Origin of the sequence: Psychroserpens algicola (assembly GCF_014526325.1) — a bacterium.
In the GTDB taxonomy this organism is placed as follows: domain Bacteria; phylum Bacteroidota; class Bacteroidia; order Flavobacteriales; family Flavobacteriaceae; genus Psychroserpens; species Psychroserpens algicola.
This window is the reverse complement of the sequence record NZ_JACNMJ010000008.1, coordinates 17266-30621: the sequence shown is the minus strand read 5'-3', so window position 1 is coordinate 30621 and position 13356 is coordinate 17266. Positions and strand designations below refer to the sequence as shown.

At 33.3% G+C, this 13356-nt stretch carries 13 protein-coding genes and 1 tRNA gene; 4 read left to right on the top strand and 10 right to left on the bottom strand.

Annotated elements, in window-relative coordinates; translation table 11 throughout:
• The 7 genes from H7350_RS14940 to H7350_RS14910 form a co-directional block, all read right to left on the bottom strand.
• A complete protein-coding gene (locus H7350_RS14940; protein WP_204346734.1) occupies positions 1-2286 on the bottom strand; it encodes an ATP-binding protein in 2286 nt (761 codons plus the stop codon).
• Between the two features lie 204 nt (positions 2287-2490).
• Positions 2491-3999, bottom strand: a complete 1509-nt coding sequence (locus tag H7350_RS14935) for a S8 family peptidase (protein ID WP_204346733.1) — start codon at positions 3997-3999, stop codon at positions 2491-2493.
• Positions 4000-4113: 114 nt separating this feature from the next.
• Positions 4114-4401: a twin-arginine translocase TatA/TatE family subunit gene (locus H7350_RS14930; RefSeq protein ID WP_204346732.1), complete on the bottom strand. Its 288-nt coding sequence runs from the start codon at positions 4399-4401 to the stop codon at positions 4114-4116.
• Positions 4402-4475: 74 nt separating this feature from the next.
• Positions 4476-6728: a M1 family metallopeptidase gene (locus tag H7350_RS14925; protein ID WP_204346731.1), complete on the bottom strand. Its 2253-nt coding sequence runs from the start codon at positions 6726-6728 to the stop codon at positions 4476-4478.
• 29 nt (positions 6729-6757) lie between these two features.
• Positions 6758-7558, bottom strand: a complete 801-nt coding sequence (locus tag H7350_RS14920; RefSeq protein WP_204346730.1) for a carboxypeptidase-like regulatory domain-containing protein — start codon at positions 7556-7558, stop codon at positions 6758-6760.
• Positions 7545-8258, bottom strand: coding sequence for a peptidase associated/transthyretin-like domain-containing protein (locus H7350_RS14915; protein WP_204346729.1), 714 nt, complete (start codon positions 8256-8258; stop codon positions 7545-7547). Before H7350_RS14915 ends, H7350_RS14920 begins: the two co-directional genes overlap by 14 nt.
• A 40-nt stretch (positions 8259-8298) precedes the next feature.
• On the bottom strand, positions 8299-9111 hold the full coding sequence (locus H7350_RS14910) for a carboxypeptidase-like regulatory domain-containing protein (protein WP_204346728.1): 813 nt from the start codon (positions 9109-9111) through the stop codon (positions 8299-8301).
• Positions 9112-9242: 131 nt separating this feature from the next.
• On the opposite strand from H7350_RS14910, the gene pepE reads away from it, so the two are divergent.
• On the top strand, positions 9243-9950 hold the full coding sequence (gene pepE / locus H7350_RS14905; protein WP_204346727.1) for a dipeptidase PepE: 708 nt from the start codon (positions 9243-9245) through the stop codon (positions 9948-9950).
• A gap of 30 nt (positions 9951-9980) precedes the next feature.
• On the opposite strand, the gene H7350_RS14900 is transcribed toward pepE, so the two are convergent.
• Positions 9981-10053: transfer RNA gene (locus tag H7350_RS14900), tRNA-Gly, on the bottom strand.
• Between the two features lie 47 nt (positions 10054-10100).
• Positions 10101-10526, bottom strand: coding sequence for a GNAT family N-acetyltransferase (locus H7350_RS14895; RefSeq protein WP_204346726.1), 426 nt, complete (start codon positions 10524-10526; stop codon positions 10101-10103).
• Positions 10527-10594: 68 nt separating this feature from the next.
• On the opposite strand from H7350_RS14895, the gene H7350_RS14890 reads away from it, so the two are divergent.
• Genes H7350_RS14890 through H7350_RS14880 form a run of 3 tightly spaced genes read left to right on the top strand, consistent with a single transcriptional unit; the run spans position 10595 to position 12669 of the window.
• Entirely contained in the window at positions 10595-11104 is a 510-nt protein-coding gene (locus tag H7350_RS14890) for a GNAT family N-acetyltransferase (protein ID WP_204346725.1), read from the top strand.
• Between the two features lie 30 nt (positions 11105-11134).
• Positions 11135-11872 carry a M15 family metallopeptidase gene (locus H7350_RS14885; protein WP_204346724.1) on the top strand — a complete coding sequence of 246 codons (738 nt, stop codon included), beginning with the start codon at positions 11135-11137 and terminating at the stop codon, positions 11870-11872.
• A gap of 26 nt (positions 11873-11898) precedes the next feature.
• A complete protein-coding gene (locus tag H7350_RS14880) occupies positions 11899-12669 on the top strand; it encodes a M48 family metalloprotease (protein ID WP_204346723.1) in 771 nt (256 codons plus the stop codon).
• Between the two features lie 60 nt (positions 12670-12729).
• Here H7350_RS14880 and H7350_RS14875 read toward each other — a convergent pair whose 3' ends face one another.
• Complete coding sequence (locus H7350_RS14875; protein ID WP_204346722.1) at positions 12730-13119, bottom strand: ankyrin repeat domain-containing protein; 390 nt, start codon at positions 13117-13119, stop codon at positions 12730-12732.
• Positions 13120-13356: the final 237 nt, after the last annotated feature.

Here is a 13356-nt window from a genome sequence, read left to right as displayed (position 1 = left end):
TTAAGACACCTTAACCAATTTAAAATCGGCTTTATCATCATGTGATTTTGCCTGTTCGATATGCTCTGAAATGGTTTGAAAAAATTCATAATTATCAAATGGTTTTGTGATAATTCCGTTGAAACCTACAAGTTCATAATCGTCTCTTATTTGTTCAATATCGGCAGCTGTAAGTGCTAAAATAGGTGTTTTTGAATCGAATTTACGTATTTCGGTTGTTGCTTCATACCCATTCATCACAGGCATATTGATATCCATTAAAATCAAATCAAAAGTTGCATTTTTATGTAAATCTAATGCTTCAGAACCATTTTTTGCTATGACACATTCGTAGTTTTCACGTTGTAATAAATTTTGAGTCACAATCTGATTGATCTTATTATCTTCTGCTACCAAAATTTTATACTTCTTAGTTTCACCTATTGGACTGCCTTTAGACTTTTTAATTGTTATCGTTTCAGATTTGGCGTCTCTATCGATTTCAAAGGTTAATTCAAAACTAAAGGTTGTTCCTAAATTAGGTTCGCTTTCAACTTCGAGAGAACTCCCAAAAAGTTCGATAATATTTTTGGTAATAGGTAGTCCTAATCCCGTTCCCTGATAGTTTGTATTGTTGTTTTTATCTAATTGAGAAAAGTTCTCAAAAATCATTTTTTGCTTTTCTTTCGGAATTCCTGGTCCATCATCTTCGACTTCAAAACGTAAACTCACATCATCGCCTTCAATATTTAAAAGTTGAATTCTAATATGGATTTTTCCGTTTTCAGTAAATTTAATACTGTTCCCAATGAGATTGATTAACACCTGAGATAGTCTAACATTATCACATTTAAAAAACTCTGGTACATTTTTATCTATGTTTACCTGAATTTGATTGTTTGTCTCTTCTAATCTATAATCAAATGAATTGACAATATTTTCAAGCAGCAATCTGATATTAACCGTTACATTTTTGAGTTCTATTTTTTGAGACTCTATTTTTCCAATCTGTAAGACATCATTAACAAGGTTTAGCAGATAATCTCCTGAGTACTTTAACGACTTGAGAAACTTTGTGTCTTTTGCACTTAGGTCGTTATTTTTAAGCAATAATGATGTTAAACCCACTACACCATACAAAGGCGTTCTTAACTCGTGAGTTACATTAGAAATAAAATTACTTTTTAATTCTGACGATTTTTCAGCTTGATTTTTTGCAAGCTCCAACTCGTCATTTCTTACTTTTAAGATATTACTAAGTTTTCGCTTTGACACATAACTTTTATACATTGTAAGCAATGAAATAATCAATAAAAATACGGTGATTGATATGATGATATTCACATTTTTAATCTTGTTACTTTGTGCCAGTTGTTCTATACGTTCAGAATTTGCCAGCTGAGCTACATTTTTGTAATTCTCAATTAAAAATTTTGATTTCACAATAATATCCTGACGTGTTTTATCTTCATTTATAAACTCATCTCTATACGTATTATGCATAAGTAATGCCTGATAAGCTTCATTAGATTTTTCCAGTTGAGCGTAGGTTGAGGATAGCGATTTATAAATATCACTTAATAAGGCATTCTTATTGATGTGCTCTGCAGTACTTTTAGATTCTAAAGCGTTGGCAGCTTCACTATATTTAATTATGGCATTGTTGTAAAACTCTTTTTTGAAAAAATATTGCCCCTGAATGAAGTTCCATTGTGCAGTAGCATAGTTACTATCATCTATATACTTTAAATTTTCTTGAGCTCTAGATAAGTACACCAGTGTTTTACTAGAGTTATTAGCTGCTAGATATAGTTTTGACAAGTTCAATCTGATATTAAACAAAAGGACATCTTTCTGATCTTTATTATTGTAATCTTGAACATCATCTTTCATTGCGTATACGAGAGCTTTCTCAAAATAGGGAATTGGATCACTTGCTGGTGTTTTGTGCATCAACACTTTTCCTAAATTTAAATAAGCACTTGCAATTAAGAAGTTATCATCAGCTTTTTTTGAAACCTCAATTACAGTATTGAAACTAGATTCGGCTTTATCGTATTCTTGCATAAAGTCATAAATCTTTCCAACGGTAAAATTAGCAAGAGCATTACCATAGTTATCATTAATAGAATCGGATAAATGAATGGCTTGATTAAATATATTGAATGACTGAGCCATATCATTATTACTGAAATGACTTAAGGCTATTGTATTTAGGCTATCTATTTTATTGATAATGTCTCTTTCAGTTTGACTAAAAGATAAAAAGAAGCATAACAGAAAACAGCATAGTAATTTTGCTTTCATAGTAGGTCTAAGTTTGTTTGGGACAGTTAAAGTATCTTTAAGCTAACAACATTCAACAATATAATCGATGAATATACTTTTTTTTCGGTTGAACGTCATAATCACAAGTACAAAATCGACGAAATACATACTGGCTATCAATTCATTAACAAAAAAACTCTTCATAAACTGAAGAGTTTTTTATCGTTTATTTAATTGTTTTAATTACTGAACCGCTTGCCAAGCATCAATATTTCCATATCCAAAATTACTGCTTTTTGAAGGATAGAAATCGGCAGATTGCTTCAACCTGTTTAATACTTGTGTTCGGCTCCAATTTGGATACCTAGACCAAACCAAGGCTGCAATTCCTGCAGTAGTTGCAGTCGCTACAGATGAACCACCTGTATAACGTCTTTCGCCATTATAAAAACTTAAAACAGGAGGTGCTTTACTTGTATTATTATCACCTTCCATTATGATGGTAAAGTCAATTTTACTACCACTGTGGCAGGTATCACAACGATCGTAGTTATTGCCATCATCAACACCTGTTACTGCTACTGTTTCGCTCATTGTCGCTGGAAAAATCACACCAAATCCGTTTGTAAAACTTGTTGATGTTCCTCCAGCAGCAAAAATCAATTTACCTTTACTATAAGCATATCTTACAGCATCTTTAATATTTCCGATAGACCAAACATATCCAATAGACATTGAAATGATTTTAACATCACTCCTGTTTCCTAATTGTGTTAATGCTTTTGACACACCTTTTCGTTCATGGTAATCATTTAACAATACATCCTCAGTTGCACGATACGCTACTAAATTCGAATTATAAGCGACACCAACAGGCATACCATTATCGTTACGAGGAGAAGCCATAGTTGATCCCATAGCAGTTCCGTGACCACATTTATCATGCGGTCCGTCATAATTACTTGACCACCACCAATTCGAATCTATAAATGTTCCATACTTCTGAACAAAACGTCCGCTTGAATATCCATCATTTATCCCTGAAGCGTTTAGTAAACTTTGTGATGCCGAAACACCAGTATCAATTAATCCGATAGTTACACCAGATCCTGTTGATAATCCCCAAGCTTGCTGAATGTTATGCTCACTGAAATTCCATGCCACTTGAGCATTATTTGGACTTATAGTCGTGTAATGAGCCGGATTTATATAATCGCCATTTTTATCACATCCAGAACTAGATTTTCCTTCAACTTCATTATAAGTAAACTGGCTATAGCCATTTGGTTCCAAATATCGAACATCTTTATGTGCTCTAAGTGCGATTATAGTTTCTATATTTTCTACACCTATATCAATAACATTAAGGATATCCTGATCTACAAGTTTGAGTTTATTTTTATCAATTTGTTCATTGTCAAGAACTAATTCAATTAAACCATTTTTTTTAGCTTCTAAAACAGGGTCGCGTTCTTCGCTAAAACTCTGACCTTCATTTCCATAACCAATAGTCAATACATTTTGACCATGAACAACAGCACTCCATAAAAAATGGGCATCCTCATTACTCCAATCAAAATCACCTGTTGCTCTTAAAGTTTCACTAATACGATCATTGATTTGCTTAACAGTAAGTGGTTCACTTGGAAATTGGATGTCTTGAGATTCGGTTTCAATAAAAGCTTCTTCTTTAGCACAAGAAACTATGGTTATTGCCAGGAGAAGCAACACCTTAACGTACATTTTTTTCATTTAATATAATTTAGTGGTTAATGATGTTCTAAATATATTAAATAATTAATAACAATTCGTTATTAAAATTACGATTTCAGTAAAAAATATTATTGAAAATTACAGATACAGCAATTAAGGATTTCGTTTAACAGAACCTGTAAAGTCACCAAGTTCATCTTTTACCTTATTGATTTCTTCAGTGATGTCTTTGGTTACATCGGTATCGATACCTTGTTGTTCAGCTGTTTTAGTGATTTCAGATTTAATATCACTTGAGGCATCTCTTAGCATACGCATTCCTTTACCCATACCACGAGCGATATCTGGCAATTTGTCGGCACCAAATACCATCACCACGATAAGGAGAATAAACATTACCTCTGGTGCACCAATAAATAAAAATGTTGCTAATTGTATCACGATGCAAATATAAAGAGATGTTTTGACATTAATAATAGATTAACTGTTTATAAATTGATAAAATCTCATCAAAATTATTCTTTAGGCCATGAGTTATTTGAAATATTAATATCAGCTGTTCGTTTTTCAGGATCAACTATAAAAGATTCAATTTCTTTTTCCGAAGCAATTACTTTGGTGACTTCTTTATCATTAAATCGCCAGATTTGAGCAGGAAATATTTCGGTCTTAGTAGTACCATCTGTATATTTAAGTTCTAGTATAATTGGCATAACGAGTCCGCCAGGCTTTTCAAAAGTGATACTATAAAAGTATTTGGGCTGCTTTAGGTTTTTAAGTTCTTTTCTGGAGAAATTGTCCTTTAAAAAAGTCTTTAGATATGGAGAATTATCTGCTGATGAGCCTTCTCTTATACTATCGTCAAACTCGACACTTCCGTCTTCATGAAAATAGACCCAGTGTAATTGTTCTAAATTGAGGTTTCTGCTCAGTGCATAATTTTTAGCGTATTGATTAGGTTTTGAAGACACGTAATAGGTTTTTACATCTTTAATTCCAATATCTACCCAGTCTGTTGTATAAAACCATCCTCTCCAGAACCAATCTAAATCTACTGCTGAAGCATCTTCCATAGTACGAAAAAAGTCTTCAGGTGTTGGATGTTTAAACATCCATCGATTTGCATATTGCTTAAATGCATAATCAAACAATTCTGGTCCCATGACCACATCTCTTAAAATATTTAAAGCTGAAGATGTTTTAACATAAGCATTACTACCCGATTTATATAAATTTAACCCAGTACTCATAATTGGAGCCAACCGATCCTGATCTCCGCTCATATAGCGTATAGCCTTTGTTGCTGGTCCGCGACGTGACGGAAAAGCAACATCACCTTCAGACAATGCTTCTGGATATCTTTTTACAAAATCCTGTTCGGCTAAATACTGAACGAATGCGTTAACACCTTCATCCATCCATTTCCATTGACGTTCATCACTATTTACAATCATTGGAAAAAAGTTATGTCCTATCTCATGAATAATAACACCCATCATTCGGTATTTTGTATAGTCGGTATATTTTCCATTAGGTTCTGGTCTGCCGTAATTCCAGCAAATCATCGGGTATTCCATACCTTGACCAATTGCATGCACAGAAACCGCTTTGTGATATGGATAATCAAAAGTTCTTTCGGAATACGATTTCAATGTAGAAGCAACTACTTTTGTTGACCACTCTTCCCATAATGGATTACCTTCTTTGGGATACAAAGAGGCCGCCATAACCGTTTTGTCCCCAATAGCTACAGCCATCATATCCCATATGTATTTTCTCGACGTTGTAAACGCAAAATCTCTTACATTTTCAGCTAAAAACTTCCAGGTTTTTTTTGATTTTGCATGTCCTTTTTCTCTTACTTCCGCTTCTTCCTGAGTTGCTATAACCACTGGCTTTTTATACGATTTTTTTGCTGTTTCATAGCGTTGCATCATAGCTTCTGTAAACACATCTTCTCTGTTCATCAGTCGTCCGGTTGCATCTAATAGATGATCGGAAGGCACCGTAATATTTACTTCAAAATTTCCAAAGGATAACGCAAATTCGTCACTGCCCCAAAATTGAAAGTTTTGCCAGCCATCAACATCGTTGTAGGCTGCCATTCTCGGATAAAACTGAGCGATAATATAGTTTCTATTTCCATCGGGAAACAATTCATAACCTGATCTTCCTCCATCTTTAACATGATCATTAATTTTATACCACCATTGGATATCAAATGAAAATATATCACCAGACATCATTGGCTTAGGCAAATCAATACGCATCATCGTTTGATTGATTGTAAATGACAGTGGCTTACCATCTGTAGTGGTAACTTTTTCAATGTGAAATCCGCCATCAAACTCGTGTTCCATATAAGTGGAGGTGAAATTTGAAGGAGATACTGCTGGAATTAATCGGTCTGTTGTAATCGACTTTCTAGGTAGCTCTTTTGTCCTAACATTTTGATCTAACTGAACCCATAAATAAGACAATTCATCTGGAGAGTTATTAGTATAGGTGATGGTTTCATATCCATTTAAAACTGCAGTCTTATCGTTGATAGTGACATCAATTTTATAATCAGCCTGCTGTTGATAGTACGCAGGACCTGGTGCTCCTGACGCTGTTCTATATCTATTTGGAGTTGCAAATTCGTCATTAAGCTGTCTAAACTTACTCAGGTTCGTATGACCTGACTTAGTAACATCCTCGGCGTTTTGAGCTGATATATTAAAGCTGATAAACACAACTGACAACAAAATATATTGTATAAATTTCATAAATGTAAAATAAGTATCAAAAGTAGCTATTAATCTTCAGAAACAGAACCTGTATCTTCATACTCATAGAGTTTTTTAAGTAAAAATTCATAGGTTTTTAAACTGTTTTTAGCTGCACATAATTCTAAAGTTTTTGGGTCTTCAACAACATAATAAAAGAAGTCAATTTTTAAACCCGATTCAATATCATAACCATCAAATAGCATATCAGAGAACTCAGCAGATAATGATTTAATGCAGTTTTCATGCTGCTCCAGTAAAACGATACGTTTTAGCTTTTTTGTTCTGCCAGAAATTTTATTCAGAATTTTATGAATATTAATTCCAACAAATAAAGGCGCTATAATGATTGACTTGCCAGCATCTGCCTCATAAAGTCTGCGTTCTTTTTGAGTTTTTTGTTTTCCTGTATATCCTGGAATACCAACATCGTAAAAATTAATATCGCGTTTGGCATCACTGTTTTCAATATCAGATAACAAATTTCCCGTAAGCACTTTTCCGACGACAACCTCATCTAGTTCATTAACTCGATCAGAAAGCGTAATAGTGATAAACTTCATTTCGATATTAGCTTTACTCACAACAATACTTTGCGGTGTATATTGAATGCTGGAAATTAAAATGGTATCATTTTGTTTAGCAGAAATTTCAAAGGCTCCTTGCTCATCTGTTATTGTGTTTTTTTGTGCTGAAATATTAAGAACATGAATACTTCCCAGTTCAGAACTTGCAATGACTTTTCCTTTTAAACTGGTAGTTTGAGCTCCACAAATCATAACACAACCGATGGCGAAGCATAAACAAATTATGTTGTTAATTATTTTCAATGTGTAGTTTAAATGCTTTTAGTTTTTCCTTTAGAAACTGAAACATCTGCATCTTGTTTTTAGTCTTACTCAAAGTTAAAAATTTAGGATCATCAGCGCTGTAATAAAAGAACTCCATATGCTTAGATTTTTCTAAAGTATCCGTTTCAAAAAGCAAACCAGAAAATCCTGCATAGGCTTCGTTGACAGCACTATCAATTTCCTCTTGTTTGATTTGGCCTTTTAATCGTTTTGTTCGACCCGAAATCCAGTTTATCAAAGGGTTTAATGGTACTAATCCTGCGCCACTTTTCGCCTCATACAAACGTCTTTCGCTCTGCGTTTTTTGTGGTCCGGTATAACCCGGAATTCCTAAATCATAGAAATTGAGGTTTCGCTTCACATCACTATTTTCGATATCAGAAATCAAATCTCCCGTTAATATTTTACCAACGGTAACCTGATTGAGCACATTTATATTTTCCTCTAAATTAACCGTTACCGTTTTGGTTTGCATAATTATGTCGGTAACTACAAATTCCTTGGGCACATACTGTATTCCTGAAACAATTATAGTATCGTTTAATTGTGCCGGAATCTCAAAGAGACCTTCAGCATTAGTAATAGTAAATCTACTAGCCGTTTTATTAATGATATGAATTCTATCCACATCACCACTAGCTTTAACTTCACCAATGATATCTTGTGTTTGGGCGTTCATTTCCGAAATACAAAATGCAGCAAGAAGAAATAGAAACAACTTAATCCTTTTCACTATTAACTTTTAAAAAGGCTTTACTCTTTTTGTTAAGTAGCTCTAGAAATTCGAGCTCATTTCCATAATTAAGTAATGCAAAATCAAACGTTTTATCGTCTTCTACATATTGTATAAACTCTTCAACACGATGCTCAGGAATATTAAAATTATCGATAATAAATTCTGACCCAAAATAGTACTTAACGGCACTAACGGGAACATTTGGAATACCCTTCGACTCCTTATCTTTCACTTTGCTTCGAAACAAAGGAATGAGTAATTGATCTACAACATTTATGACGTTTAACCCATTAACCATCGTTTGCGATTGAGAGTGCATTGCATCATTATTAACTTCGGACCGAAGGTCATCTGAAAACTCGTATTCGTCTAGCTTTTTGATTCCGAAATAAAGCGCATCCAGCTTTGGATTAAATGTTTTAACAGTAGCTACATCCGTTTTTAATTCGCCCGAAAGTCCTTTAGTGAGTACTAATATTTCATCAAGTTTATTAATTTCCTCAATTAAAAAAATTCGCATTCGTTTAGAATCGATAATGGCCTGACTTACCTGTAAATCAAAATTCTGATACTGTAAAGCTCTTATTTCGATAAAATCATTGAGAGCAACTTCTAATGTAAATTCGCCATTTTCATTGGTTATAACGCCTTTATTTGACGAGGTGTTAAAAACTGTAATGCCTTCAACATCATTACCTTCAACAATAATTTTTCCATTAACTTCTACACGCTGAAACCTTTGAGCTGTAACACTTATGGATAGTAATGTGAGTAAAACGAGTGTAATTTTTTTCATATTTGGTGGTTTTGTATGGTAAAGTAACTCTTTGAAAACTTAATTTTGTAATAATGACTGGCTAAACTTTTGTTAAATTAGAGCCTTTCCCTTATTTTGCTTTTACCTAAATTTACAATAAAAAATTACGAATGAAAAATATTATCATAGCTAGTACTTCAACAATTCATGGTGGAGAACCATTAGATTATTTATTAGATGAATTGCAAATATTTTTCAAAGACACTTCCGAAGTTTTATTTATTCCATATGCCAGACCAAGTGGCATTTCTCATGAAGAATACACTGCAAAAGTAAATGTTGCATTTCAAAAGATAGATAAAAATGTTGTTGGCATTCATGAGTTTGATAACCCAAAAGAAGCTATACGCGATGCTAAAGGTATTTTTACGGGAGGAGGAAATACATTTGTATTGGTCAATCAACTGTATAAAAATGACCTTATTGATACTATCAAGACTGTTGTGAAAAACGGCACACCTTACCTTGGAACAAGTGCTGGAAGTAATATTTGCGGACTTACAATTAACACAACCAATGATATGCCAATTGTGTATCCTCCGAGTTTTAAAACTTTTGGTTTTGTTCCGTTTAATATCAATCCGCATTATTTAGACCCAGATCCAACAAGTAAGCACATGGGTGAAACTAGAGAAACGAGAATTAAAGAGTTTCATAAATTTAATACGCAACCTGTTGTTGGTATTAGAGAAGGTAGCTGGCTGGCAGTTAGAGGAGATAAAATTGTTTTAAAAGGTGCGTTAGATGCTCGAATTTTTGAGTATGACAAATCACCTTATGAGGTAAAAACAGAAACAGAACTGAGTCATTTAAAATAAAAAAGCCTCACATATATTGTGAAGCTTTTGAGCGAGAGACCGGGTTCGAACCGGCGACATTCAGCTTGGAAGGCTGACGCTCTACCAACTGAGCTACTCTCGCATTTCGGGCGCAAATATAAAATAACTTCTCATTTGTTAGAGAAAAAATTATAGTTTTTTTAAAAAATGATATCCTAAAATTTCAAAACCTTCGTTGTAATAAAATTTATGCGACGGATAATTTTGAACATAAGTATTGAGTTCCAAAGTATTACAACCTTTGGTTTTGACATAATTATAAATCCAGTTTAAAAACTGCTTTCCTAAACCTTTATTTCGATAGTCATCATCAATATAAACATGGTCGATCTCTACCGTTTTTCCTGCATAATGCCGCGTACAAAACCATAATCCCGAAACACCAATAATCTCAGCCTCATGCATAATAACTGCACACTCATAATTTTGAGATACCATTTCAGTAAAACGCTCCTTGAGTATTGCATCAGAAAACTTATGATTTGTTAGCTTTTGTACTAATGGAATAATCTTATGGATCTCTGAAGCCTCTATTAATTTAAACTGAAATGACATGACTTATAATTTTAAGTGAAGATAAATATTTTGGTTAAGTTTGACCTAGAAACATAGTTCAAATTAAAATGACACACATCTTAACTACCGAACGTCTTTACCTTAGAGAATTTCTACCTGATGATGCTATTCATTTTTATACTATGAATGCTGATTATGATGTTTTAAAATATACTGGTGATGTCGCTTTTAAATCGGTTGATGAAGCAAAACTGTTTTTAAAAAATTATAAACAATATAAACTTCACAATATGGGACGCTGGGCTGTTTGTTTAAAAAGCAACGACGAATTTGTAGGTTGGTGCGGACTCAAGTTTCATCCTTCGGAAAATTTAGTAGAAGTTGGTTATCGCTTTTATAAGTCCCACTGGAACAAAGGTTACGCTACCGAAAGCGCCAAAGCATGTATTGATTATGGTTTTGAAACATTAGGTCTTAAAACAATTTATGCTCATGCTCACGTAGACAATCTTGCATCACATCATGTGATCAACAAATGTGGTTTCACCTTAGTCGATGAAGCCATATATGACGGCATGCCTGCAAAACTGTACAAAATTGAAAACCTAAAGTCCTGAAATTGGCATAACTTGTGCAATACATTTGATATGATAAACAGACGCTTTTTTATAAAAACTTCGGCACTGGCAGGATTAGGCTTATTGACTTTTCCACAGCTTGCTTTTCAAAATAAGAACGTTGATATTTCGTATGATGAACTCATTGGAAAAGGACAACCTAAACTATTTGGCAAGGATTTCAAACTTCGAAAAGCAGCATATGATGCATTTTTAAAACTATCTGCTGAAGCCTTAAAAAGTGACATTCGCATTCAAGTTGTGTCTAGTTATAGAAGCTTTGATCATCAAAAGAGAATTTGGGAACGTAAATACAAAAGGTATATCGCAAACGGTTTGAATCCACAAGACAGTATAAATAAAATTATAGAGTACTCGACAATTCCGGGAACATCGCGTCATCATTGGGGAACTGATCTCGACTTAATCGATGCTAATGTAAAGCAGCCCAGTCATGTTTTAAATCCAAATCATTTTGATGAAAACGGCTGTTACTCTAAGTTTAAATCCTGGATGGATCAACATGCTAATACTTTTGGTTTTCATTTAGTTTACACTGATATAAAGGAACGGAAAGGATTTAAATATGAACCTTGGCATTATAGTTATAAGCCACTATCTAAGCCTTATATCGAAGCTTATCAAAAACTGAATTTAAAAGATATTATCATTTCTGAAGAATTAATGGGATGCACTCATTTTTCTCAAGAATTCATAACCAATTACTTAAACGAAAATATTTTGGATATAAATCCAGAACTTTTGTAAATTTATAGATATCAATACCCACTATTATGAGAGGAAGAAATTTTAAAGTAAGATTGTTAATAGGCGTAGCTATAGCACTCTTTTTTGTAATTAAACGTTGTAGTCAAAGAGAGGAAAACCCTTATACAGGTCGAATGCAAACCATTTCTATGACGCCAGATAAAGAAATACAAATTGGCTTGGCTAGTGCACCACAAATGGCACAGCAACATGGCGGATTGCATCCAAATAATGAGTATCAGGCCTTAGTTGATAATGTCGGAAACAAGCTGGTAAATAATAGTATTGCACGTGAAACACCATATAATTATGAGTTTCACTTATTAGCTGATCCTAATACAATTAATGCTTTTGCATTACCAGGCGGACAAATTTTTATCACCTTCTCTCTGTTTTCTAAATTAGAAAATGAATCACAACTTGCTGGAGTTTTAGGTCATGAAATTGGTCATGTTTTAGGTCGTCATAGCGCCGAACGTATTGCCGAAAGTGAATATTGGCAAGGCTTGGCTACTGCTGGATCTGTGGGTGGCGATATCGGTGGCCTAGTGAGTGGGATTGGTCAAAACACATTATTAACTAATGGTAGAGATGACGAATTAGAAAGTGATGATTTAGGTGTGAGATTTATGATTAAAGCAGGCTACGACCCAGAAGAAATGATTGGTGTAATGGAAATACTAAAAGCTGCAGCAGGTCCAAACCGTATTCCTGAACATCAAAGTACACATCCAGATCCTGATAATAGAAAAGAAAAAATTAGAGAATCTATAGAAAAATACAAAAATGCACTTTAAATCATTAAAGTGCACTTTTTGCTAACTAACTCAAATAATTGTCTTGTTAAGACTTTGTTTTTAAGATTCAAGCCCTTCAATATAGACTAAAGTATCTTTTGCATTAGATAATTTTGCATATTGCTTAGCTGTCATTCCTTTTTCTGACTTCAGTTTTAATTTTGCACCTTTTTCTACTAAAAGCTTCAAAATATCTAAACGATTAAATTTTGCTGCATACATTGCAGGTGTCAAACCATTCGATTTTTTGTTAACATCTTGACCTAAGTCAATTAATTTTTTTACTGTGTCAATGTCTCCCTTAACAATAGACATACAAAATGGATTGACTGCTCCTTTTTCTACAGCTACAGTTTCGTAAGAAGATGTTGTAGTGATTTCATTTTTTGCATTTAAGGATGTAAAAGAAAATCCTAATGCGATTGCGATAATTACTGCTGATTTTTTCATGATGAAAGATTTAAATTAATTGATTGTTTTTTGATTATATTAAAAAGACGACTTATTTTTTAAAGTGTTACACAAAAAAATCTTTAATAACATTTATTTAACTCTTTGTAAACAAATCTGTTAATACCTTCATAAGGTATGTTATAGTGGTAACATTAAATATTTATATAAATAATTAATTGGTAATTAGTTACATTTTGTAAAATCAATCGCAAATAAACTGCCTGAAACTTTTAT

Bases quoted from the DNA above. Each gene is read 5' to 3' on its own strand.
- H7350_RS14940 (WP_204346734.1), bottom strand. From the start codon at position 2,286: ATGAAAGCAAAATTACTATGCTGTTTTCTGTTATGCTTCTTTTTATCT.
- H7350_RS14935 (WP_204346733.1), bottom strand. From the start codon at position 3,999: ATGAAAAAAATGTACGTTAAGGTGTTGCTTCTCCTGGCAATAACCATA.
- H7350_RS14925 (WP_204346731.1), bottom strand. From the start codon at position 6,728: ATGAAATTTATACAATATATTTTGTTGTCAGTTGTGTTTATCAGCTTT.
- H7350_RS14915 (WP_204346729.1), bottom strand. From the start codon at position 8,258: ATGAACGCCCAAACACAAGATATCATTGGTGAAGTTAAAGCTAGTGGT.
- H7350_RS14910 (WP_204346728.1), bottom strand. From the start codon at position 9,111: ATGAAAAAAATTACACTCGTTTTACTCACATTACTATCCATAAGTGTT.
- pepE (WP_204346727.1), top strand. From the start codon at position 9,243: ATGAAAAATATTATCATAGCTAGTACTTCAACAATTCATGGTGGAGAA.
- H7350_RS14895 (WP_204346726.1), bottom strand. From the start codon at position 10,526: ATGTCATTTCAGTTTAAATTAATAGAGGCTTCAGAGATCCATAAGATT.
- H7350_RS14890 (WP_204346725.1), top strand. From the start codon at position 10,595: ATGACACACATCTTAACTACCGAACGTCTTTACCTTAGAGAATTTCTA.
- H7350_RS14885 (WP_204346724.1), top strand. From the start codon at position 11,135: ATGATAAACAGACGCTTTTTTATAAAAACTTCGGCACTGGCAGGATTA.
- H7350_RS14880 (WP_204346723.1), top strand. From the start codon at position 11,899: ATGAGAGGAAGAAATTTTAAAGTAAGATTGTTAATAGGCGTAGCTATA.
- H7350_RS14875 (WP_204346722.1), bottom strand. From the start codon at position 13,119: ATGAAAAAATCAGCAGTAATTATCGCAATCGCATTAGGATTTTCTTTT.